At 51.8% G+C, this 24465-nt stretch carries 17 protein-coding genes and 5 tRNA genes; 20 read left to right on the top strand and 2 right to left on the bottom strand.

Annotated elements, in window-relative coordinates; all coding sequences use genetic code 11:
- Positions 1-210 precede the first annotated feature (210 nt).
- On the top strand, positions 211-1977 hold the full coding sequence (locus EYZ66_RS01760) for a GGDEF domain-containing protein (protein WP_050793466.1): 1767 nt from the start codon (positions 211-213) through the stop codon (positions 1975-1977).
- Positions 1974-3731, top strand: a complete 1758-nt coding sequence (locus EYZ66_RS01765; RefSeq protein ID WP_160195570.1) for a GGDEF domain-containing protein — start codon at positions 1974-1976, stop codon at positions 3729-3731. Before EYZ66_RS01760 ends, EYZ66_RS01765 begins: the two co-directional genes overlap by 4 nt.
- A gap of 16 nt (positions 3732-3747) precedes the next feature.
- Here EYZ66_RS01765 and EYZ66_RS14265 read toward each other — a convergent pair whose 3' ends face one another.
- Positions 3748-4152 carry a helix-turn-helix domain-containing protein gene (locus tag EYZ66_RS14265; RefSeq protein ID WP_009576874.1) on the bottom strand — a complete coding sequence of 135 codons (405 nt, stop codon included), beginning with the start codon at positions 4150-4152 and terminating at the stop codon, positions 3748-3750.
- A 170-nt stretch (positions 4153-4322) separates the two neighbouring features.
- Here EYZ66_RS14265 and EYZ66_RS01775 point away from each other — a divergent pair, with 170 nt between their 5' ends.
- Together EYZ66_RS01775 and EYZ66_RS01780 are read left to right on the top strand one after the other, a co-directional pair.
- Positions 4323-4907, top strand: coding sequence for a LemA family protein (locus tag EYZ66_RS01775; protein WP_009576875.1), 585 nt, complete (start codon positions 4323-4325; stop codon positions 4905-4907).
- A 5-nt stretch (positions 4908-4912) separates the two neighbouring features.
- On the top strand, positions 4913-6808 hold the full coding sequence (locus EYZ66_RS01780; protein ID WP_009576876.1) for a M48 family metallopeptidase: 1896 nt from the start codon (positions 4913-4915) through the stop codon (positions 6806-6808).
- A gap of 36 nt (positions 6809-6844) precedes the next feature.
- Here the strand turns inward: EYZ66_RS01780 and EYZ66_RS01785 are convergent.
- A tRNA-Thr gene (locus tag EYZ66_RS01785) sits at positions 6845-6920 on the bottom strand.
- Between the two features lie 119 nt (positions 6921-7039).
- On the opposite strand from EYZ66_RS01785, the gene EYZ66_RS01790 reads away from it, so the two are divergent.
- The 16 genes from EYZ66_RS01790 (at position 7040) to fusA (ending at position 24450) form a co-directional block, all read left to right on the top strand.
- Positions 7040-7123, top strand: a tRNA-Tyr gene (locus tag EYZ66_RS01790).
- A gap of 374 nt (positions 7124-7497) precedes the next feature.
- Positions 7498-7571 (top strand) — tRNA-Gly (locus tag EYZ66_RS01795).
- A 19-nt stretch (positions 7572-7590) separates the two neighbouring features.
- Positions 7591-7666 (top strand) — tRNA-Thr (locus tag EYZ66_RS01800).
- A gap of 107 nt (positions 7667-7773) precedes the next feature.
- The gene (gene tuf, locus EYZ66_RS01805) at positions 7774-8997 is read left to right on the top strand and encodes an elongation factor Tu (RefSeq protein ID WP_160195571.1); all 1224 of its coding nucleotides are present in this window, start codon (positions 7774-7776) and stop codon (positions 8995-8997) included.
- Between the two features lie 193 nt (positions 8998-9190).
- Positions 9191-9266 (top strand) — tRNA-Trp (locus EYZ66_RS01810).
- A 38-nt stretch (positions 9267-9304) separates the two neighbouring features.
- Positions 9305-9667: a preprotein translocase subunit SecE gene (gene secE, locus EYZ66_RS01815; protein ID WP_009576725.1), complete on the top strand. Its 363-nt coding sequence runs from the start codon at positions 9305-9307 to the stop codon at positions 9665-9667.
- Between the two features lie 19 nt (positions 9668-9686).
- Entirely contained in the window at positions 9687-10220 is a 534-nt protein-coding gene (nusG, locus tag EYZ66_RS01820) for a transcription termination/antitermination protein NusG (RefSeq protein WP_160195572.1), read from the top strand.
- Positions 10221-10326: 106 nt separating this feature from the next.
- Positions 10327-10758 (top strand): 50S ribosomal protein L11, encoded by a 432-nt coding sequence (gene rplK / locus EYZ66_RS01825; protein WP_009576727.1) that lies wholly within the window; start codon positions 10327-10329, stop codon positions 10756-10758.
- Positions 10759-10760: 2 nt separating this feature from the next.
- Positions 10761-11456, top strand: coding sequence for a 50S ribosomal protein L1 (gene rplA, locus EYZ66_RS01830; RefSeq protein ID WP_009576728.1), 696 nt, complete (start codon positions 10761-10763; stop codon positions 11454-11456).
- Between the two features lie 242 nt (positions 11457-11698).
- The gene (gene rplJ / locus EYZ66_RS01835) at positions 11699-12226 is read left to right on the top strand and encodes a 50S ribosomal protein L10 (protein WP_009576729.1); all 528 of its coding nucleotides are present in this window, start codon (positions 11699-11701) and stop codon (positions 12224-12226) included.
- Between the two features lie 42 nt (positions 12227-12268).
- Complete coding sequence (gene rplL, locus EYZ66_RS01840) at positions 12269-12652, top strand: 50S ribosomal protein L7/L12 (protein WP_009576730.1); 384 nt, start codon at positions 12269-12271, stop codon at positions 12650-12652.
- Positions 12653-12838: 186 nt separating this feature from the next.
- Entirely contained in the window at positions 12839-16912 is a 4074-nt protein-coding gene (gene rpoB, locus EYZ66_RS01845; RefSeq protein ID WP_009576731.1) for a DNA-directed RNA polymerase subunit beta, read from the top strand.
- Positions 16913-16974: 62 nt separating this feature from the next.
- Entirely contained in the window at positions 16975-21216 is a 4242-nt protein-coding gene (rpoC, locus tag EYZ66_RS01850) for a DNA-directed RNA polymerase subunit beta' (protein WP_160195573.1), read from the top strand.
- A gap of 124 nt (positions 21217-21340) precedes the next feature.
- On the top strand, positions 21341-21715 hold the full coding sequence (rpsL, locus tag EYZ66_RS01855; protein ID WP_009576733.1) for a 30S ribosomal protein S12: 375 nt from the start codon (positions 21341-21343) through the stop codon (positions 21713-21715).
- A gap of 116 nt (positions 21716-21831) precedes the next feature.
- Positions 21832-22302, top strand: coding sequence for a 30S ribosomal protein S7 (gene rpsG / locus EYZ66_RS01860; RefSeq protein ID WP_009576734.1), 471 nt, complete (start codon positions 21832-21834; stop codon positions 22300-22302).
- A gap of 39 nt (positions 22303-22341) precedes the next feature.
- Positions 22342-24450 carry an elongation factor G gene (fusA, locus tag EYZ66_RS01865; RefSeq protein WP_040817251.1) on the top strand — a complete coding sequence of 703 codons (2109 nt, stop codon included), beginning with the start codon at positions 22342-22344 and terminating at the stop codon, positions 24448-24450.
- Positions 24451-24465 lie beyond the last annotated feature (15 nt).

A 24465-nucleotide genomic window follows, 5' to 3' on the forward strand; every position in this document is an offset into this window, starting at 1 on the left:
CTAGAGTGCATGATTCGACAACTTTTTCCAAGCTTACGTGTTTTTATGAGAGCTAGATCACAACTTAGTTTTACCTGCTTGTAATAAGTAACTAGACTTCATTGTTGAGTATCGACAGACTGGGGCAGTTAAACTTTGCGAAAAAGCGTTCACTTAAGGTTGCCTACGCAACCGGCAGCTCTTTGGCTGCTGGCGTTGTTGTGTACCCTAATGATGCTGAGCAATGAGGTTTATGCGCAGTCTGGTAGTGTTCGTCTCAGTCTCTCGCAGCTGAGCGAACCAATGGCAATTAAGCGTGATTGGCAGCGTCAGATTGGAGATTCACCAAGCTATGCTGCGGTAGATTACGATGACGCCAGCTGGGAACAGCTCCCCTTAAATGCAGTCTGGCCCAGAGGTGGATTTCCCGAATCCCAACAGACCGCGTGGTACCGCTTGACGGTCGATTTTGGACGGCAGGCGCGGCAAAATCCACAATTCTTAGGTAACTTGGGACTAAAGATAGGCCGAGTGTACAGCGCTTTTGAGCTTTATGCCGGCGGGAAGCTGATTGGATCGCGGGGACATCTGCCTCCGAATGCCTCGCCCGACTGGGATCGAGATTTGGTCGTGCGTGTGCCACCCGAGGCCGTAAGTACCGACGGATCTTTGGTGCTTGCGCTTCGTGTCTGGGGCGGCCCAGAGGCCGTAACGTCGCGTTGGGGGGGTGGCGTTTACGGTGACACGCTATGGTTAGGTGATTACTTCACCCTCGCTTCCGAGGACTTCAAAACTGCCTTGGCGCCGATGTTTATGGCCGCCTTGTTTCTCTTGAGCGCGCTGTTCTCATTTTACGTGTACAGCCGCAGTGCGAGTTTGCTGTCGTACCTGTGGTTTGCCTTACTGTCGAGCGCCCTGGCTCTGTATTGCTATTCACTGTCGGATTTGCGTTTCATGGTGCCGCTTGATTTTGTGACATACGAAAAAATCGAGTACGCCTCAGTGTGCTTCGTGGCGCCCTTGTTGGTGCGTACGGTATGGTCGATTCTGGATGTCGAACTCACAGCGTTCATGCGGGCCTTGACGATTGCTTGCGCAGGCTTGGGTGCCGCACTGGCCGTTGTGCCTGGCCTTGAAATTAATTTTGGTGCGATTGATATTTTTCGGGTCTTTGCCGCAGTGCTTGTTTATCAATATCTGCAAACGATCTACGGTGCATGGCGCGCAGGTGACGACAAGGCTTTTATCTTTATCGTCGGCAGTTTGGTCTTCATTACTACCTCGGTTCACGACCTGTTTGTGACTTTGCTCTTTGATGTTGCGCCGGGCAAGATGTTGTCAATGTATGGATTTTTCTCGTTGGTTGTCTGTATGGCTGTGCTGCTCAGCAGACAATATGCTGCGGTCTTGGATAATTTGGGCGAGTTGGTTAATGAGCGCACCCAGCAGTTGCGAGATGCCAATTCACGGCTGGCACGTCATGCCCGGGAAGATGCCTTGACGCAATTATTAAATCGGCGTGGGTTTCAAGAATCGGCTGAGCAAATAATCGCGAACGTGCAGGCACAGGGTTCGACGCTGAGTTTGATTCTGTGCGATGTCGATCACTTTAAGCGGATTAATGACCGCTATGGGCACGCCGTAGGGGATAGAGTGCTACAGCATTTGGCGCGACACTTGGGCCTGAATATTCGCGACGTTGATATTCTTGGCCGTTGGGGGGGCGAGGAGTTCATACTCGTGCTCCCCGATTTGAGTCTGTCAGGTGCACAGACGCTAGCGCAGCGTTTGTGCGATTCGTTACCCTCACAAATTTTTCGCATCGATGGCATTCGCTTAGGCTTAACCATGACGTTTGGCGTCGCCCAGTGGCGTCAGGGCGATACGCTCGAAAGCCTGATTGCGCGGGCCGATGTGGCGCTTTACGAGGGTAAAACTCGAGGGCGATGTCAGGTTGTGTCAGAGCGACCCAATGTCGCTCAGGGTGCCTTGTCATGATGAGACTGCTGGTGCTTCTATTCCTGGCACTTAGCGTTAAGACTAATGCCATGGACGTAGAGCGGGTCTTAGAGCACAGCATTGCCCTTAACGATGGTTGGGCATTTATGCCACAAGACGACTATCGCTATTCGGCGCTTGACTATGACCACGCCACCTGGCCGACACAAAATTTAACCGACCCATGGCCCAGCGCAGGCTATCCCGCGAGTGGTCATGTGATTTGGCTGCGCAAAGAATTACAGTTTGACCTACCGCTCGATTACGCCAGAGCGGCCCGTCTCGGCTTGCGGTTCGGCCCGATTAGGCAGGCCGCAGATGTTTACGCGGGTGGCATGAAACTGGGCTCAATTGGACAAGTTGAGGATGGGGGCGTCCCTGATTTTCGCAAGGTCAGTGTCTGGCGCATTCCGGTCGAAGCGATTACGACTGATGGTCGTTTGGTTATTGCCATTAGGGTTTGGGGTGAATCTTTACGTTTCAGTGACAATGCCGCTAAATTTGCTCCGCATTCTCAGCTCTTAGGCGATTACGTTGCGCTGAAGCGAGAATTGCGAGCGAGCAAGTTGCCCGCCTTATTCATCGCGTTCGTGCTGTTTCTTTTTTCTCTGTTCTCGTTTTACTTGTATCGGCGTGCACACGCTTTACGCAATTATTTCTGGTTCGGTGTGGTGACCTTGAGCACGAGTGTTTTTACGTTTGTTTTTCACGATTGGCGTGAGCTGTTTGGATGGTCGGTACAATTCTCTGAACGGCTGTTGTTTTTGTCTTTCACGGCCTTGGTGCTCGGGGGGCAGCGCTTGTTGTGGAGCTTACTTGTCGAGCCATTCCCGAAATGGCTTACTGTCTATCACCTCGTCACACTGGGCGCCTCTGTTGTGTTTGTGCTACAGCCTTCTCTCTCTGTGTTGCTGGGTGTAAGAGATGTGTTTTGGCTGGTGTTCTCTTTGTCGGTGCCTGCAGTTGCTACCTTGTTGTGGCAAAAATTGCGTGCCGGCGTAGGTGAAGCTAAGGTGGTTGTGGTGGCCGTTGTGCTATTTTTGCTCCTTGGTTGGCACGATATGGTGCGCGAGTTGTTTGCGTATCAGAGCACTTGGGCGGTTCTTTACCCCTACGGTTTTTTGATGTTGGCGGCCACCATGGCGATTTTAATTGCGAATCGATTTGGCGCACAGGTAGAGGTTTTGGAGGCCGCTGTTGCGGTTAAGCTGGCTGAGCTAGAGGATATCAATAGTAAGTTACGATCCTTGTCAGAGCGGGATAGTCTAACGCAGCTCGATAATCGTCGAGGTCTGGAGGACAAAGCGCGGTCCCTTTTGTCGCGTCCCGTCGATGTGAATAAGCCGGTGGTGGTCGCCCTGCTGGATATTGATCATTTTAAATTGCTCAACGACCAGCATGGTCATCAAGTAGGCGATCAGGTTTTGGCGGAGTTCGCTGAACGCCTGCGGGCATTTTGTCGCTCGCATGACTTGGTTGGGCGTTGGGGTGGTGAAGAATTCATGCTGATCCTAGAGGGTCTTGATCGTCAAGCTGCTCGAGCGCGAGTGCAAGAGTTGCATACGATGATTGGTTCTCGACCATTTTATTGCGAGGGCGAAGCGGCGCAGACCTTCTACGTCGACGTCACGGCAACTGTCGGTGTCGCATACTACCGTTCAGATGACACCTTCGATTCTGTGATCAGTCGCGCCGATCGCGCTCTGTATCGCGGCAAGGAGCAGGGCCGCAATCAAGTCGTTTATATCGATTAGCAGCCCTGCCAGTGACCTAGTGTAGACGTTTTTTATAATCTCGGTAGGCCAGCCCAGTCCAGCGACGAAATGCCCGATAAAACGAATTGGTCTCGTTGTAACCAAGCTCTGCTGCAAGACATTTTCCGGGTAGCCACTTTTTCGTGAGCATTTGTTCGCATCGATACTGCCTGACCCGATCACTTAAATGCGAGAAGCTGGTGTTGTCCTCTTTAAGTCTGCGCCTCATTGTGCTGGCGCTAATTCCCAGTGAACGAGCCACATGGGGCGCATCGCAAAAGCGCAGGTCATTATTCAGCAGTGCTTTAAGCACCGCTTGGGTTGTGTTATTAGCGTCGTAAGTACGTTTTACGTGTGGTGTGCGAATGATGGGTGCGGTGCTGCACAGAGTATCGCGCACACTTAAAGATAAACGCTGCATCGTAACCTCCTTGTCAACGATAGTGCGGTCTGGTGTTTAGGCTTCCTGCCTGTTGAACATGTTGCACTAAAATTCACTGGCCATGCAAGGGGGTGGATGAAATTGATGACTTTGCTTGGCTGTTATCGCGAATCGGGTAAACTGTTGTTAACCCAACAAGGAGCGGTGATATGGACTGGCTTACGCTATTGATTCCTCTAACGCTGACGGTCGTCGTTATTTGGTTGATTGCGACATACAACAACTTGGTCGCGCTCAAAAATCGTTACAAGAACGCTTTTGCGCAGATTGAGGTGCAGCTAAAGCGGCGGCACGATTTAATTCCCAATTTGGTTGAAACGGCGCGAGCTTATATGGCGCACGAGAGCGCTACTTTGGAAGCCGTAGTGGTAGCGCGTAATGAGGCCACGGCCGCACTCTCTGCCCTGACATCGGGTGGCGGTGTTGCGGCGCTAGCGGATGCTGAGTCGGTGCTTCAGTCCGCTTTGAGCAAGCTGAGTGTGACGATGGAGGCCTACCCCGATCTAAAGGCGTCGGCCAACATGCAGCAATTGACCGAAGAGCTCAGCAGTACCGAAAACCGGGTGGCCTTTGCCCGTCAGGGCTATAACGACAGTGTCCTCGCCTACAACACCTATCGCCAGGCCTTTCCCGCTGTACTTGTTGCCGCCAAGATAGGTCATGGCGTTGATGCAGAGCTATTGGTGTTTGCCGATTCCGCCGCAATTCAAGAGGCGCCGAAGGTCAGTTTTTAAAGTCTATGGATTTTTTTAAGGGTCAAGATCTGGCGCGACGTAATACTCGGTTGCTGGTGTTACTGTTTGTTGTTGCGTCTGCAGGTCTCATTCTGGCGGCGAATGTGTTTGTCTCGATCTTTGTGTTCATGGGATTGCCGAGTGGTTCGGCTGGTTGGGCAGACTATTTTACGACGCGTCAATTTTTGTTTGTAAGCGCTGCGATGATCATTTTAATTGGTATTGTGGTTCTGCTGCGTTGGACCCAGCTGTCGGCGGGCGGCGCGGCAGTTGCGGAAATGATGGGGGCTGTTCGTGTGCCACCCAATACCGGCGAGCCCAAATTGCGGCAATACCAAAATGTCGTAGCCGAAATTGCTCTGGCGGCAAATATGCCGGTGCCGGGTGTTTACTTGTTGCCTAGAGAGCGAGGTATGAATGCCTTTGCGGCTGGTATAGCACCGCGTGATGCGGTTATTTGTGTCACCGAGGGCCTGTTGGATCACTTGCGGCGCGACGAACTTCAGGCCGTTGTAGGGCATGAGTTTAGTCACATACTCGAGGGCGATATGCGGCTCAATATTCGTCTGGCCGCCACTTTGAAAGGAATTACCTTTATCGGTGACCTTGGGCGCATGTTAATGTGGTCGCGCCGCGGGTCGTATCGTTCACGGGAACGCAGCGCATTGCCATTTATTGGCCTCGGTTTGTGGGTAATAGGCGCCTTAGGGGTGGCTGTTGCGAGCTTGATACAGGCTGCGATATCGCGTCAGAGGGAGTTTCACGCCGATGCGAGCGCTGTGCAATTTACCCGTGACTCGGCTGCCGTGGCCGATGCCCTGAAAGTCATCGGTGGGTATTTACCGTCAACGCACGTGCAGCTACCCGAGGCGCGTGAGTTTGGGCACGCGTTTTTTGGTGCGGTAACACCTTCCTTTTGGTCTTGGACATCGACCCATCCGCCGATTGAGGAGCGAATAAGACGCATAAGTCCGCGCTGGGATGGGTGTTATCTAGAGCGTCCGATGATTCATTATCCTAAAGCGACAACGGGTGCCGATACGCCCGAGAAGGCGCGTATGGCGGCGGCAGCGCTGTTAGCAGGGGCGGATCCAGAGGTTGTATTGGCCGAGCGCTGGGAGGCGATGTCTGGCGACGCTCCCCCCGCCGATCCCGATAATTTTGCCGCCACAAATGAATCGCCACAGGTCTTGGGGGATGGTTTGGTTGAGCCATTGGTCGCGTGTGCTGCCTTAGTGGCCTTATTTTTGAGTCGAGACACCGAAGTGCGAGTTAAGCAGCTCGGTCTGGTTGCAGACGCTAACCTTGAGGGTTTGGCGTCTGAGCTGGTGCATATTGAGCGGCGTGTCACAACTCTGCCCAAGAATGACAGGTTGACGATGGTGGAGTTGGCGTGCGCTTCGGTTCGACAGTTATCTTACCCGCAGTACCAAAACTACAAGCTCTTATTAAAAGCGATCATTCGCGCTGATAGCGTGATCGATCTCACTGAGTGGGTATTGTTTCACCTGATTCTACATTACGTCGAGCCTGAATTCGTCAGGTCGGTGTCGAGGTCGCCCAGATACCGGCGACTACAGCAGGCTAGTAAGCAGGTGAGTTGCGTGTTGTCCTTGCTGGCTCATATGGGCAGAGGGGATCCGGAGCTCGCGTTCACCGCAGCGGCTCAAGACTTGGGGTTGCGCAACGCGAATCTATTGCCGCTTGCTGAGTGCTCGATCGCTGATTTCTCTAAAGCCGTTGACGATTTGAGCTTGTTATTTCCCCTTTTAAAGCCTCGCGTCTTGAAGGCGATGTCAATCGCCGCGCGTTGTGACGACGAGACTTCACCCTTAGAAAGGGAGCTTATCTACGCGGTTGCAGCAGTAATGGACTGTCCTGTTCCGATTCTGGAGCAATAAAAAATCAGATTGGATAGCCTCGAAAGGCTGAGAAAATGGAGCTGGCGAGAGGAATCGAACCCCCGACCGGCTGATTACAAATCAGCTGCTCTACCTACTGAGCTACGCCAGCCAAATGCGGATCGCAATGATAGGCAAAGCGGCCAAATGATGCAATCTTTCTGGATAAACTTTTTTAAGACTTTTTTGGTTGACAAACACCTGCGACGTCTGGAAAATGTGCCGCCTTTCGGAGGGGTTCCCGAGTGGCCAAAGGGATCAGACTGTAAATCTGACGCGAAAGCTTCGGTGGTTCGAATCCACCCCCCTCCACCAGATAAAAATTGTTTCGTTTTGCTGTGTGGTGGACCGGAACAGTGCGTGGAAGGTTAGTGTGGGGTCGAGCCACCTGGTTCGACCGAGCAGCCACTGAGGTGGTTGCGAAGGAGCGCCGCTTGCGGTGACCCGAAGGGCGAGAGCCGAAGGCTCGAGTAATCCACCCCCCTCCACCATATTCAGGCGTCTTGGTTTGCGCAGGCAAGTTCAGGACGTTGTAAAGTAATGCTGGTCGCGCAGCGACGGGTGTTGCAGAAAGCAAATTTGTTGTGCCCATGGCTTGGTAAATTTGAATAGACCCTGCCGTTGCTTCGGTGACCGCGGGGGTTGGTTGCAGATCAGCGAAAAGCTGTTCTGCAGCGGGAAACGGTAGTGCGGGTATAGTTCAATGGTAGAACCTCAGCCTTCCAAGCTGATGATGCGGGTTCGATTCCCGCTACCCGCTCCATAAGAATAGGAAGTTACAGGCTCATATAGCTCAGTAGGTAGAGCACTTCCTTGGTAAGGAAGAGGTCACCGGTTCAAATCCGGTTATGAGCTCCACTTCCGATAGAATGCAACGGTGGCGGTGCCAGCGTTGTTTTAACAGACGGTTTAGGCCGTTAAAACGTAGCTAGCAGCGCTGGTGCAAGATTTAGGAGACTGTCGTAATGGCAAAGGAAAAGTTTGAGCGTAGTAAGCCTCACGTAAACGTGGGCACAATTGGTCACGTAGACCATGGTAAAACGACTCTGACCGCGGCTCTGACTCGAGTTTGCGCAGAGGTATTTGGTGGACAAGCGGTTGCGTTTGACGGTATTGACAACGCACCGGAAGAGCGTGAGCGTGGTATTACGATTGCGACTTCACACGTAGAGTACGATTCATCGATTCGTCACTACGCGCACGTAGACTGCCCTGGGCACGCTGACTATGTTAAGAACATGATCACGGGTGCTGCACAGATGGACGGTGCGATCTTGGTATGTGGTGCGACTGACGGTCCAATGCCTCAGACTCGCGAGCACATTCTGTTGTCTCGTCAGGTAGGTGTACCTTACATCGTTGTGTTCTTGAACAAAGCTGACCTTCTTGCAGAAGACTGTGGTGGTGTTGGTACTGAAGAATACGAAGAGATGAAAGAGTTGGTTGAAATGGAACTTCGTGAGTTGTTGGACACTTACGACTTCCCAGGCGACGATACTCCAATCATCTGTGGTTCTGCGTTGATGGCCTTGAACGGCGAAGACGACAACGAGCTTGGCACGAGTGCCGTTAAAGCATTGGTTGAAGCTTTGGATACCTATATTCCTGAGCCAGAGCGTGCGATTGATCAGACGTTCTTGATGCCAGTAGAAGACGTATTCTCGATCTCAGGTCGTGGTACGGTGGTAACGGGCCGTGTTGAGCGTGGCGTGATCAAAGTGGGTGAAGAGATCGAGATCGTTGGTATCCGTGACACCACCAAGACAACTTGTACGGGCGTTGAGATGTTCCGTAAGTTGTTGGACGAGGGTCGTGCTGGAGAGAACGTTGGTGTTTTGTTGCGTGGTACTAAGCGTGAAGACGTAGAGCGTGGTCAGGTATTGGCGAAGCCCGGTAGCGTTAAGCCGCACACTAAGTTTGAAGCAGAAGTTTACGTATTGAGCAAAGATGAAGGTGGTCGTCACACGCCATTCTTTAAAGGTTACCGTCCTCAGTTTTACTTCCGTACGACGGACGTAACGGGTGCGTGTGAATTGCCTGATGGCGTAGAGATGGTAATGCCAGGTGACAACATTCAGATGGTTGTTACGTTGATTGCACCGATTGCGATGGAAGACGGTTTGCGATTTGCGATCCGTGAAGGTGGTCGTACGGTTGGTGCTGGCGTTGTAGCCAAAATCATCGAGTAATCGATACCAGCCCTGGGTTGGGGTGTTGCCCCAACCCGCTGAGCCGAATGGCTGCTTGCAGTTATTCGGCTTTGTTGTCTGATTTGATTGTGTCAGGCAGCGATAAGTCGCTTAGCCTTCTCGGCACTAAGAGAGGGTGTTAAGCGGTATCAAATTTGTCGTAGATGGCTGTTGCCCTCTACGCGAAGATGATAGGCCAGTAGCTCAATTGGCAGAGCGGCGGTCTCCAAAACCGCAGGTTGGGGGTTCGATTCCCTCCTGGCCTGCCATTTATGGCAGTTAATGTTTGGGTTTGACGGGAAATAAAATGAGTTCTGAAATCGCAACGTCAAGATTTGATGGGCTGAAGTGGGCGGCGGTGGCGCTGATCGTGGCGTTAGGCGTCTACGGTAATAGCTACTTTGCGGACCAGTCTCTGTTGTACCGTGTTCTCGGCCTGTTGGTCTTGGCAGCGGTGGCTCTAGCGATTGCCTTACAAACCGAAAAAGGGCACAGCGCTTGGTCTTTGATTCGCGGAGCCCGCACTGAAATTAGAAAAGTCGTTTGGCCGACGCGTCAAGAGACTGTGCAAACAACACTGATTGTTGTTGCTTTTGTGTTGGTGGTGGCGCTGATTCTGTGGGGTTTAGATTCCCTGTTGGGTTGGCTTGTGTCACTCGTCATCGCGTAATAAAACGAGGTAATTGGCAATGTCTATGCGTTGGTACGTGGTACATGCGTACTCAGGTTACGAGAAGAAAGTTGCGACCGCGTTAAAAGAGCGCATTGATCTGCACGCGATGGGCGATCGATTTGGCGACGTTTTGGTCCCCACGGAAGAAGTGGTAGAGATGAAAAACGGCCAAAAACGTAAGAGCGAGCGCAAATTCTTCCCAGGGTATGTTTTGGTTCAAATGGAATTGGACGACGACACTTGGCACCTGGTTAAAGAAACCCCCCGCGTTATGGGTTTTATTGGCGGTAAAGCGGATGCTCCAGCACCCATTACGGATGCTGAAGCCCAAGCAATTTTGCGTCGCGTCGAAGATGGTACTGAGAAGCCTCGTCCCAAGACCTTATTCGAGCCAGGCGAAATGGTGCGCGTTGTGGATGGTCCCTTCAACGACTTTAATGGCGTTGTTGAGGAAGTAAACTACGAGAAGAGCCGCCTAAACGTTGCGGTTTTGATATTTGGCCGGTCGACGCCGGTCGAGTTGGAATTTAGTCAGGTCGAAAAGACCTGACGAGGGTTGAATGCCCTTGCGCATTCAGGAACGCGGTTAACCGCACGAAAACGGGGAGCTTAAAGCCGCAAGGTGAGTACAGCGTTAACACCCAAGAGAGGAAACTATGGCAAAGAAAGTACAAGCCTACATCAAGCTGCAAGTCGCAGCCGGTCAGGCTAACCCAAGTCCACCGGTCGGCCCAGCGTTGGGTCAGCACGGTGTAAACATCATGGAATTCTGTAAGGCGTTTAACGCTGAAACCCAGGGTATGGAGCCAGGCTTGCCCATTCCGGTGGTTATTACTGTTTACAGCGATCGCTCGTTTACCTTTATCAAGAAAACCCCTCCAGCCGCGGTTTTGTTGCGCAAAGCGATCGGTATTCCAAAAGGATCAGCGACGCCCAATACCCACAAAGTAGGTAAGGCAACTCGCGCTCAACTGGAAGAGGTCGCGACTCAGAAGTGGCCCGATTTGACGGCTGCCGATATGGATGCCGCGGTTCGTACCATTGCTGGTAGCGCGCGTTCTGCCGGCATCGAAGTTGAGGAGGCGTAATCATGGCTAAGTTGTCAAAACGTCAAAAAATGATCCGTGAAAAAATTGATGCGGATAAAGTGTATTCAATCGAAGAAGCTGTTGCTTTGTTGAAAGAGTGCTCAGCCGTTAAGTTCGTTGAGTCGGTAGAAGTCGCGGTGAACTTGGGTGTTGATGCCCGTAAATCAGACCAAGCGGTTCGCGGTGCTACGACATTGCCTCACGGCACGGGTAGCGAAGTTCGCGTTGCGGTATTCACCCAGGGCGATGCTGCGGAAAAAGCTAAGGAAGCGGGTGCAGACTTCGTTGGTATGGAAGACCTGGCCGACCAAATCAAAGGCGGCATGATGGACTTCGACGTGGTTGTTGCATCTCCAGATGCGATGCGCGTTGTAGGTCAGTTGGGTCAAATTTTGGGTCCTCGCGGCCTGATGCCAAACCCTAAGACTGGCACCGTGACACCAGACGTTGTAACTGCGGTTAACAACGCGAAAGCCGGTCAGATGCGCTATCGTACTGATAAGAACGGGATTATCCACGGCGGTATCGGCAAGATTTCGTTTGACGCCGAAGCGATTCGCGGCAACTTGACCGCGGTCTTGGCGGATCTCAAGAAAGCCAAGCCTTCGTCAGCCAAAGGCGTTTACATGAAGAAAGTTACGCTGTCGACCACTATGGGTCCGGGCTTAACCATCGATCACGGTGCGTTAGATTTTTAAGGATGTAGTTCGCTGCAACCTTATGAAGCCTCAAGGATGAGGCGTGACGGGTTCGCCCGTCGACTTTGAGGTCTTTAGATACAGTAAGTAGGTTTAGCTGCTCACTGAAGACCATCAAAGACCGTAGGTGCCGAGCAGTTTTCGGTTTAAAGGCGTTGTCCGCCTACGCAGATGGTGGAAGTTTTCACCAAATATGGGGTTGTGCTTCGGCACAACAGTTAATGTAAGCCAGGAGAAAACCAGTGGCAATTAGACTCGAAGACAAAAAAGCGATCGTAGCTGAAGTTAACGAGACAGCCACCAGCGCGCTTTCATTGGTCATTGCGGATGCCCGCGGTGTCACAGTGGATGCGATGACAGCCCTGCGCAGTCAAGCACGTGAGAACGGCGTAACTCTACGAGTTGTTAGAAATACGTTGGCCAAGCGTGCGTTAGAAGGTACGGATTACGAGTGTGTGAATAGCACTTTGGTTGGTCCTTCATTGTTTGGATTTTCGATGGAAGATCCAGGCGCTGCAGCAAGATTGTTCAAAGACTTCGCTAAGGAGAATTCCAAATTCGAAGTTAAAGCGTTGGCGGTAAGCGGTCAGTTACTGGGTGCAGATCAATTGGATGTGTTGGCGAAACTACCGACCCGAGATCAAGCTCTATCAATGTTGATGAGCGTGATGAAGGCTCCGGTAACCAAGCTGGCTCAGACCATGAACGAAGTGCCTGGAAAACTGGTGCGTACGTTAGCAGCAGTCAAAGATCAAAAAGAAGCAGCGTAATTCGTTGTCTTTGAAAACTTTTAAGTAAACAGGAGAAAAGCAATGGCTTTATCTAAAGACGAAATCCTAGATGCAATTGCCGAAATGTCGGTAATGGACGTTGTTGAACTGATTTCAGCAATGGAAGAAAAATTTGGTGTTACTGCAGCGGCAGCTGTGGCTGTAGCGCCTGCGGCAGCTGGCGGTGACGCTGGTGCAGCGGCAGCGGCAGAGCAGACTGAGTTCGATGTAATCTTGACCTCAGGCGGCGAGAAGAAAGTTAACGTGATCAAGGTTGTTCGCGCGGTAACTGGCTTAGGCTTGAAAGAAGCGAAAGGTTTGGTTGACGGCGCTCCTGCCCCAGTCAAAGAAGGCGCGTCTAAAGACGAAGCTGAAGACATCAAGAAGCAGATTGAAGAAGCTGGCGGTACGGTCGAGCTTAAGTAAGTTTGTGACGAACCCTCGTATTAACAAGGGTTCGGATTGGGCTGGCAAGCGTTATAGGTTGCCGGCCTTTTCCTGCTTATAGCAGGACTATTTTGTGGGTGCGGCGATAGCGTGCACCGAAACGCCTGAAAAGGTGATCGCGAGCCGAATGTTCGGCCGCAGAGGCAAAGAGGCTGGAGAGTACTGATGGCTTACTCGTATACAGAGAAGAAACGTATTCGAAAAGAGTTTGGATCCCTTCCCAACGTGATGGATATTCCCTATCTGTTGGCGATCCAGTTGGATTCCTACAAAAAATTTACGCAGCAGGGTGTGCCGGTCGACCAGCGTGGCGACTACGGTTTACATGCTGCATTTCAGTCGGTATTCCCGATTGCGAGTTACAGTGGCAACGCAGCGTTAGAGTATGTCGACTACCAGCTTGGTGTCCCGGCATTTGACGTTGCCGAGTGTCAGCTGCGCGGCGTGACCTACGCCTGCGCCTTGCGCGTTAAAGTGCGTTTAATCATTTACGATAAGGACTCGTCCAGTAAAGCCATCAAAGACATCAAAGAGCAAGATGTCTATATGGGCGAAATCCCGCTAATGACCGAAAACGGTACCTTCGTCATCAACGGTACCGAGCGTGTTATTGTGTCGCAGTTACACCGCTCACCCGGTGTCTTCTTTGATCACGACAAAGGGAAGACCCACAGCTCAGGTAAGTTGCTGTACTCTGCGCGTATTATCCCTTACCGTGGTTCTTGGTTAGACTTTGAGTTTGACCCTAAAGATCAAGTCTTTGTGCGTATTGACCGCCGCCGTAAGCTACCTGCTACTGTATTGCTTCGTGCCTTGGGTTACAGCTCCGAAGAAATCTTGGATATGTTCTTTGACGTCAACGAGTTTCGCGTTAACAATGCGACCACGCTGACCATGGCGCTCATTCCCGAGCGTTTGCGTGGTGATGTTGCGAGCTTTGATATCAAGATCGGCAAAAAAGTCATCGTTGAGCAGGGGCGCCGTATCACCGCCAGACACATCCGTGAGTTGGAAAAAGGCGAGGTCTCGGAGCTGGAAATTCCAGTTGAGTATCTGTACGGTCGGGCGCTCGCTAAGAACTTCGTTGATGAGAAGACCGGAGAAGTCTTAGTTGAATGTAACACTGAGTTGTCGGCCGACACAGTGAAAATTATGTTGGATGCAGGCGCGACTAAGATCGAGACCCTGTATACCAACGACTTAGATTGCGGACCCTTCTTGAGTGACACTTTGCGCCAAGATGCGACTCGTAATGAGCTGGAGGCTCTGGTCGAAATCTACCGCATGATGCGTCCAGGCGAGCCGCCAACCAAAGAATCTGCCGAGAACCTATTCCAAAACTTGTTCTTCTCGCCTGACCGCTACGATTTGTCGACCGTAGGCCGCATGAAGTTCAATCGTCGTCTGGGTCGAGAGGATGTCATCGGTTCGGGCGTATTAGATCGCGATGATATCGTCGACGTATTGAAAATGCTGGTGTCTATCCGCAACGGTAAAGGCGTGGTGGATGATATCGATCACTTGGGTAACCGTCGTGTCCGTTCAGTCGGCGAAATGGCGGAAAACCAGTTCCGGGTTGGCTTGGTTCGCGTAGAACGTGCGGTGAAAGAGCGTTTGTCAATGGCGGAAAGCGAAGGCTTAATGCCCCAGGATCTTATTAACGCTAAACCTGTATCGGCTGCGGTTAAAGAATTCTTTGGTTCTAGCCAGTTATCGCAGTTTATGGACCAAAACAATCCGCTGTCTGAAGTCACTCACAAGCGCCGAGTGTCAGCCTTGGGCCCTGGTGGTCTAACGCGAGAGCGTGCGGGTTTTGAGGTTCGGGACGTGCACCCGACTCACTACGGTCGCGTGTGTCCCATTGAAACGCCTGAAGGCCCAAACATTGGTTTGATCAACTCGTTGGCGACCTATGCGCGCACCAATGAGTACGGCTTCTTGGAGTCGCCTTATCGTCGTGTGGTTGATGGTCAGGTCACTGATGATATCGAGTATTTGTCTGCCATTAACGAAGCCGAGCACGTGATTGCGCAGGCGTCGGCAACCGTTGACGAGAATGGACGCTTTACCGATGACTTAGTCGCGGTGCGTCACATGAACGAATTTACGGTGATGCCACCCGAGCGTATCGACTACATGGACGTATCGCCCAAGCAGGTTGTATCGATTGCGGCGGCTTTGATTCCGTTCCTTGAGCACGACGACGCTAACCGAGCTTTGATGGGTTCTAACATGCAGCGTCAGGCGGTCCCCACGTTGGTGAGTGATAAGCCCCTGGTTGGTACTGGTATGGAGCGCTACGTCGCTCGCGACTCTGGTGTGTGTGTGGTGGCGAAGCGAGCTGGCGTGGTCGATTCTGTCGACGCGAGCCGGATTGTGGTTCGAGCGAGTGCCGAAGAAGCTGACGGCAATGAAGCGCCAGTGGATATCTACAACTTAGTGAAGTACACCCGATCTAACCAGAATACCTGCATTAATCAGCGGGCCATCGTGAGTAAAGGCGATGTGGTTGAGCGCGGTGATATTTTGGCTGATGGTCCCTCCGTTGATATGGGTGACTTGGCGCTTGGGCAAAATATGCGTATCGCGTTCATGCCCTGGAATGGTTACAACTTCGAAGACTCGATCCTGGTATCTGAGCGTGTCGTTAAAGAAGATCGTTTCACATCGATTCATATCCAAGAACTGACCTGTATCGCCCGCGACACCAAGCTGGGATCCGAAGAAATTTCTGCCGATATTCCAAACGTTGGTGAAAGTGCGTTATCGAAGCTTGATGAGTCCGGTATCGTCTATATCGGTGCGGAAGTCGAGCCAGGTGACATCTTGGTGGGTAAGGTCACACCCAAAGGCGAGACTCAGCTAACACCAGAAGAAAAGCTGCTTCGTGCAATTTTCGGTGAGAAGGCATCAGACGTAAAAGATACGTCGCTGCGCGTACCCTCAAGCACCAAGGGAACCGTAATTGACGTTCAGGTCTTCACCCGCGATGGTTTGGAAAAAGACTCGCGAGCGCGCGAGATCGAAAACCACCAGTTGAACGAGTTCCGTAAGGATCTGAAAGAAGAGTATCGGATCTATGAGGAAGCGGTCTACGCTCGTTTGGCGTCTCAGTTAGTCGGTAAGAAGACACTTAGCGGTGCGGGTCTGAGCAAGGGCACAGTGTTGTCTGACGAGGTGCTTGCCGAGCTCGATCGCGAGCAGTGGTTCAAAATTAAGACCGATGACGCTGATGTCAATGCATTGATTGCCTCAGCAGAAAAGCAGTTAGAGGAAGAGAATCGTCAGTTAGAAGAGCGTTTCGAAGATAAGAAACGTAAGCTTCAAACTGGGGATGACCTGGCCCCTGGTGTTTTGAAAGTGGTCAAGGTTTACCTTGCGATCAAACGCCGTATTCAACCAGGCGATAAAATGGCAGGGCGTCATGGTAACAAGGGTGTTATCTCGGTGATCATGCCGGTAGAAGACATGCCCTACGACGCCAACGGTGAGCCCGTCGATATCGTTCTTAACCCACTCGGTGTGCCATCGCGCATGAACGTTGGGCAGATTTTAGAGACGCACTTAGGTATGGCGGCGCGCGGTCTTGGTGAAAAAATTAATACCATGATCGAAGAGCAGCGCGAAGTGGCTGAACTGCGTGAATTTTTGCACAAGATTTACAATAACGGCGCGGGTCGTTCGGAAGATCTTGATTCGTTAACAGACGACGAAATTCGCACTCTGGCCCAGAATCTACGCAAGGGTGTGCCGATGGCAACTCCGGTGTTTGATGGCGCGGCTGAAAGCGAGATCAAGGCCCTGTTAGCCTTAGCTGATATGCCTGAAAGTGGCCAGTTTACTCTGTTTGACGGTCGCACCGGTGACCAATTTGAGCGTCCTGTAACCGTCGGTTATATGTACATGCTGAAGTTGAACCACTTGGTGGATGATAAGATGCACGCGCGTTCAACAGGCTCGTATTCTTTGGTGACGCAGCAGCCTCTGGGCGGTAAAGCCCAATTCGGTGGTCAGCGCTTCGGAGAGATGGAGGTGTGGGCACTTGAGGCTTATGGTGCTGCATATACCTTGCAAGAAATGTTGACGGTTAAGTCTGACGATGTGGCTGGCCGTACCAAAATGTATAAAAACATCGTCGACGGTGATCATCGTATGGAGCCGGGCATGCCCGAGTCCTTTAACGTGTTGGTCAAAGAGATCCGCTCTTTGGGGATCGATATTGAGTTAGAAAACGACTAGTACGTTGAATTTGGGTGGGCGCGTAAGCGCCCCGGCACTAACACCCTCGTGGAGGAATAGCCTTGAGAGACTTACTTAACATATTAAAGTCACAGGGACAGACAGATGAGTTTGATGCAATCCGCATTGGCTTGGCGTCGTCTGAAATGGTTCGCTCTTGGTCTTATGGCGAAGTTAAAAAGCCCGAGACCATCAATTACCGTACGTTCAAGCCTGAGCGTGACGGTTTGTTCTGTGCCAAAATTTTTGGCCCAGTGAAAGATTACGAATGCTTATGTGGTAAATATAAGCGTTTGAAGCACCGCGGTGTCATTTGTGAGAAGTGTGGCGTTGAAGTTGCATTGGCGAAAGTACGTCGTGAGCGTATGGGACACATTGAGCTTGCAAGCCCGGTCGCTCACATCTGGTTTTTGAAGTCACTGCCCTCACGTATTGGCTTGCTGTTGGATATGACTCTGCGTGATATCGAACGTGTCCTATACTTTGAGTCATACATCGTCACTGACCCCGGTATGACGTCGTTAGAGTATGGCCAGCTGTTGTCGGATGAGCAGTACTACGAAGCCATGGAAGAATTCGGTGACGAGTTCGTCGCAAAAATGGGTGCTGAAGCCATCCAAGATATGATGAAGCAGCTAGATCTGGAGCGCGAAATTGCAAAATTGCGTGAGGAGATTCCTGCGACTAACTCCGAGACGAAAATTAAAAAGCTGTCTAAACGTCTTAAGTTAATGGAGGCGTTTGCTAGCTCGGGCAACAAGCCTGAGTGGATGGTCTTGAATGCGTTGCCAGTATTGCCGCCTGATCTGCGTCCGTTGGTGCCGCTAGAAGGTGGGCGGTTTGCAACGTCTGACTTGAATGATCTGTATCGTCGCGTCATTAACCGTAACAACCGTTTGAAGCGTCTATTGGATCTTAATGCGCCTGATATCATTGTTCGCAACGAAAAGCGTATGCTGCAGGAAGCGGTTGACGCTCTGTTAGATAACGGTCGTCGTGGTCGTGCTATTACCGGTTCGAACAAGCGCCCCTTGAAGTCGCTGGCCGACATGATCAAGGGTAAGCAGGGTCGTTTCCGTCAGAACTTGTTGGGCAAGCGCGTAGATTACTCGGGACGTTCGGTAATCGTGACAGGGCCCGCATTAAAGCTGCACCAATGTGGTCTGCCTAAGAAGATGGCATTAGAGCTGTTCAAGCCTTTCATTTTCGGCAAGCTTGAGCACCGTGGCTTGGCAACAACCATCAAAGCTGCGAAAAAGATGGTTGAGCGCGAGCCGCCAGAAGTTTGGGATATCTTGGCTGAGGTAATTCGTGAGCACCCAGTGCTACTGAACCGTGCGCCAACGCTTCACCGTTTGGGCATTCAGGCTTTCGAGCCAGTGCTGATTGAAGGTAAAGCGATTCAGTTGCACCCACTCGTGTGTGCGGCTTACAACGCTGACTTCGACGGGGACCAAATGGCGGTACACGTGCCGCTGACCATTGAGGCGCAGCTTGAAGCTCGCGCTTTGATGATGTCGACTAACAATATTTTGTCGCCTGCGAGTGGTGACCCAATTATCGTGCCGTCTCAGGACGTGGTGTTGGGCTTGTATTACATGACGCGTGACCGCATCAACGCCAAAGGCGAGGGTCGTATCTTTGCGAACGTGAGTGAAGTGCATCGCGCTTATCACAGCGGCGAAGTCGGTCTACAGGCGAAAGTAAAAGTGCGTATCCACGAATCTGTCGTTTCTGATGATGGTGATCGTAGCGAGCGTACCTTTATCGCTGACACCACCGTCGGCCGTGCGCTGTTGTGGGAAATCGTACCTGAGGGTATCGCCTACGAGATGGTGAACCAGCCCATGGTGAAGAAAGCGATTTCGCGCATCATTAACCGCTGCTACCGTGTGGTTGGTCTGAAAGCTACTGTAATCTTTGCTGACCAATTAATGTATACCGGCTATGAGTACTCGACTCGATCGGGCGCGTCGATCGGTGTGAACGACTTCGAAATTCCGGCGGAAAAAGCGCGTATCATTGAAGGCGCTGAGGCCGAAGTGAAAGAGATCGAAGATCAGTACGCCGCAGGTCTGGTGACTCAGGGCGAGAAATACAACAAAGTAATCGATATTTGGTCTCGTGCTAACGATTTGGTGTCAAAGTCGATGATGGACGGTTTGTCGAAAGAAACCGTGATCAACAAAGACGGCGAAGAGGAAGAGCAGGCGTCATTCAACTCAGTCTACATTTACGCCGACTCAGGTGCGCGTGGCTCACCAGCCCAGATTCGTCAGCTGGCGGGTATGCGTGGCTTGATGGCTAAACCCGATGGTTCGATTATTGAAACACCCATTACCGCGAACTTCCGTGAAGGTCTGAACGTACTGCAGTACTTTATTTCGACGCACGGCGCTCGTAAAGGTTTGGCGGATACCGCGTTGAAAACCGCAAACTCCGGTTACTTGACGCGTCGTTTGGTCGACGTGGCGCAAGATTTGGTTGTGACCGAAGACGATTGTGGCACCGACAAAGGCATCCTGATGACGCCTGTGATCGACGGTGGCGACATCATCGAAACCCTGGGTGATAGGGTCTTGGGTCGAATTGTTGCGCGCGATGTTATCCGTCCAGGAACGGATGACGGAATCGCTGTAACGGCGGGTACCATGCTGGATGAAGCTTGGATTCGTCGCTTAGAGGAAATGGGTATCGACGAAGTTGAGGTGCGCTCGCCGATTACTTGTGAAACTCGTCACGGTATTTGTTCGACCTGTTACGGTCGAGACTTGGCGCGCGGCCACAAAGTGAACATTGGTGAGGCGATCGGTGTTGTCGCGGCGCAGTCTATTGGTGAGCCTGGAACGCAGCTGACCATGCGTACCTTCCACATTGGTGGTGCGGCATCACGAGCTACTGCGGCGGATAACATTCGCGTGCTCAATGACGGTACGGTGCGGCTGCACAACCTTAAAACGGTACAGCGAGTCGATGGTTCATTGGTCGCTGTGTCGCGTTCAGGTGAGTTGTCGGTACTTGATACCAAAGGCCGCGAGAAGGAGCGCTACAAGTTACCTTACGGTGCCAATTTGGTCGTCAATGATCATGCCTCAATCACCGCGGGTGACGTGGTTGCAACTTGGGACCCTCACACACACCCAATCGTGACGGAAGTGGCAGGTACGGTTAAATTCGTGGGTATGGAAGACGGGATCACCGTTAAGCGTCAAACAGATGAGCTGACCGGTCTATCCAGTATCACCGTTATGGATGCAGGTGAGCGCCCAGCGGCGGGCAAAGACATTCGCCCGGCTGTCACCTTGATCGATGAAGAGGGTAACGAACTCTGCTTAGCCGGTACCAATGTGCCTGCACACTACTTCTTGCCCGCCGGTGCGTGGGTATCTTTGGAAGACGGTGTTCGCATTGAAATCGGTGACGTTATTGCTCGTATACCTCAGGAAGGTTCGAAAACACGCGACATCACTGGTGGTCTGCCACGTGTTGCCGACCTTTTCGAAGCGCGTCGTCCAAAAGAACCTGCGATCTTGGCAGAAATCAGCGGTACTGTGAGCTTTGGTAAAGAAACCAAGGGCAAGCGTCGTCTGATGATTACGCCGACCGATGGTTCTGTGATGCCTGATGGATCTACGCATTACGAAGCGTTAATTCCCAAGTGGCGCAACTTGTCGGTATTTGAAGGTGAGTTGGTCGAGAAAGGCGAAGTGGTATCAGAAGGGCCATTGAGCCCACATGACATCTTGCGTCTAAAAGGCATCGAAGAGCTTGCGAAGTATATCGTTAATGAGATCCAGGAAGTTTATCGCTTGCAGGGTGTAAAAATTAACGATAAGCACGTTGAAGTTATTGTGCGTCAGATGTTGCGTAAAGTGATCATTACGCATTCGGGTGACTCCACTCTGATTAAAGGTGAGCAGGTCGAGTACGTGACCTTGTTGGAAGAAAACGAGCGTCTGTTGGCTGATGGTCTCGTCCCCGCGTCTGGTGAGCGTGAGCTTTTGGGTATTACAAAGGCATCATTGGCCACCGAAAGCTTTATTTCAGCGGCCTCGTTCCAGGAGACGACCCGAGTGCTGACTGAAGCGGCGGTGACCGGTAAGCGCGACTATCTGCGTGGTCTGAAAGAGAACGTGGTCGTGGGGCGTTTGATCCCAGCGGGTACGGGCTTGGCCTACCACGAAGCGCGACGCAAGAAACGTGCGCAAGGCGATGAAATGCGCGTCAGTGCACAGGATATCGAAGCTGCATTAACCGAAGCCCTGCGGGCGGATGTTGGCGCTTCGGAAGATGAGCTTGAGTAACGAGAGTCACTGGGCTTGACGGTAAGAGGCGGCCTCTATAGAATGCCGCCTCCTTATTTTAGCTGCCCGTATTGGGCAACCAAGATCTGGCGAAAGTCAGAGCGAACAATCGGAGTTTTATTGCATGGCAACGATTAACCAGCTTGTGCGCAAGCCGCGCAAGCGTAAAGTGGTAAAGAGCGACGTACCTGCATTGCAGGCGTGTCCTCAACGTCGTGGAGTGTGTACTCGTGTATACACCACCACTCCTAAAAAACCTAACTCGGCGTTGCGTAAAGTATGTCGTGTTCGCTTGACCAACGGTTATGAAGTTTCTTCATACATCGGCGGTGAAGGTCACAACCTGCAAGAGCACAGCGTAGTGTTAATTCGTGGCGGTCGTGTAAAAGACTTGCCAGGTGTGCGCTATCACACCGTTCGCGGTAGCTTGGATACTTCAGGCGTAGCGAATCGTAAGCAAGCCCGTTCTAAGTACGGTGCGAAACGTCCTAAGTCATAGGACAGTAACAATCTGGTGCTACCCTGCAGGGTAGCGAAAAGTAAGGCCAAGTCTCTGCCTCTCCCACCTTAAATAAGTGGCAGGTCGGTACTTGGAATACCTGAAGAGAGAATAGTATGCCAAGAAGACGCGTTGTCGCAAAACGTGAAGTTTTGCCAGATCCCAAGTTTGGAAATGTCACCCTAGCTAAATTCATGAACCACGTCATGATTAGCGGTAAAAAATCGGTTGCCGAAAGTATCGTATACGGTGCTTTGGATATCGTTCAGCAAAAACTGAATAAAGATCCACTCGAAGCGTTTGATGAAGCATTAGAAAACATCGCGCCCATGGTGGAAGTTAAGTCTCGCCGCGTGGGTGGTGCGACCTATCAGGTGCCTGTCGAGGTTCGTCCAGCTCGCCGAACTGCGCTTTCTATGCGTTGGTTGGTAGAGTACGCACGTAACCGCGGTGAGAAGTCGATGCGTCAGCGTTTGGCTGGTGAAATCATTGACGCCTCTCAAGGTAAAGGTAATGCGGTTAAGAAGCGTGAAGACGTGCACCGTATGGCTGAAGCCAACAAGGCGTTCTCGCACTTCCGTTTCTAATACAAGCGGTTGTGTCATCGATTTTGGTGAGGATATATTGTGGCTCGTAAGACTCCCATAGCTCGCTATCGGAACATCGGTATTTGCGCTCACGTTGATGCGGGTAAAACCACAACAACGGAGCGCGTGCTTTTTTACACGGGTCTATCTCACAAAATCGGTGAGGTTCATGATGGCGCTGCCACTATGGACTGGATGGAGCAAGAGCAAGAGCGTGGTATCACGATTACCAGTGCTGCTACCACGTGCTTTTGGGCTGGTATGAACCAGCAATTTGACGAGCACCGCATTAATATTATTGATACGCCCGGACACGTCGATTTTACGATTGAAGTTGAGCGTTCGCTGCGCGTACTTGATGGTGCTGTGGTGGTCTTGTGTGGTTCCTCGGGCGTTCAGCCGCAGACGGAAACCGTTTGGCGTCAAGCCAACAAATACGAAGTGCCTCGCATGGTCTTTGTTAACAAAATGGACCGAGCAGGGGCGAGTTTTGAGCGCGTTGTGCAGCAGTTGCGCGACCGTCTGGGTGCCAATGCGGTGCCCCTCCAAATGACGATTGGGGCAGAAGACGAGTTCAAAGGCGTCGTCGACCTGATCAAGCGTAAAGCCATCATTTGGAATGAAGCCGACCAGGGTATGACTTTCGAATACCAAGATATTCCTGAGGATATGGTCGACGAGGTCGAAGAAATGCGAGAGTTCATGGTTGAAGCGGCCGCCGAGGCAAGCGACGACCTGATGAACAAATACCTCGAAGGCGAAGAGCTTAGCGAAGAAGAGATTAAGCAAGGTATCCGCGCTCGGACTTTGGCGAACGAAATCATTCCCGTGTTGGGTGGATCTGCCTTCAAGAATAAGGGTGTTCAAGCTGTCTTGGATGCTGTTGTTGAGTACATGCCATCGCCCACTGAGGTCAAAGCCATCGAAGGGACATTGGAAGATGGCGAAACGGTTGACACCCGCGAAGCTGACGATAGCGCACCTTTTGCAGCGCTGGCATTTAAAATCGCCACAGATCCTTTCGTCGGCACGCTGACTTTCTTCCGCGTGTATTCCGGTAAGTTGGAAAGCGGTACGGCTGTTTACAACTCAGTTAAAGAGAAAAAAGAGCGTGTCGGCCGCATGGTGCAAATGCATGCGAACAGCCGAGAAGAGATTAAAGAGTGTTTGGCGGGGGATATCGCCGCCGCAGTGGGTCTTAAAGATGTCACCACCGGTGACACCTTGTGCGCCATTGATAAACCGATTGTACTTGAGCGCATGGAGTTTCCTGAACCCGTGATTTCGGTGGCGGTGGAACCCAAGTCGAAGGCCGACCAAGAAAAAATGGGAGTTGCTCTCGGTAAGCTCGCCCAAGAGGATCCGTCATTCCGCGTTAAAACGGACGAAGAGACTGGTCAAACGATTATTTCTGGGATGGGTGAGTTGCACCTCGATATTATCGTTGACCGTATGCGTCGTGAGTTTAGCGTTGAAGCAAATATTGGCAAGCCGCAAGTCGCTTATCGCGAGCGCATCCGTAACAAGGCCGAGGTTGAGGGCAAATTTGTCCGCCAGTCTGGTGGTCGAGGTCAGTACGGGCATGTCTGGGTTCGATTCGAACCGGCAGAAGATCAAGGCGCTGATGGGCTAGAGTTTGTCAATGAAGTCGTCGGTGGGGTTGTGCCTCGCGAGTATATTCCGGCTGTGCAAAAAGGCATTGAGGAGCAGATGCAAAACGGCGTTTTGGCCGGTTACCCGTTGTTGGGCCTTAAGGCAACGTTATACGACGGTTCGTTTCACGATGTTGACTCGAATGAAATGGCATTTAAAATCGCCGCGTCGATGGCGACTAAGAAGTTAGCTCAAGTCGGTGGGGCGGCATTGCTCGAACCCATAATGAAGGTCGAAGTCGTAACGCCGGAAGAAAATATGGGCGACGTAGTGGGTGATCTTAATCGCCGTCGGGGTCTCATTTTGGGTATGGATGAAAGCGTAAGCGGTAAGGTGATCAACGCTGAGGTGCCTCTTGCAGAAATGTTTGGGTACGCGACGGATTTGCGATCAGCAACTCAGGGGCGGGCGACCTACACAATGGAGTTTGCAAAGTATTCGGAAGCGCCGAGTAATATTGCAGATGCCATCGTTGCGAAAAACGGGATTTATTAACTTAGCGAAAGCTAT

The sequence above is a fragment of the Aequoribacter fuscus genome (assembly GCF_009910365.1).
Taxonomy (GTDB): Bacteria; Pseudomonadota; Gammaproteobacteria; order Pseudomonadales; family Halieaceae; genus Aequoribacter; species Aequoribacter fuscus.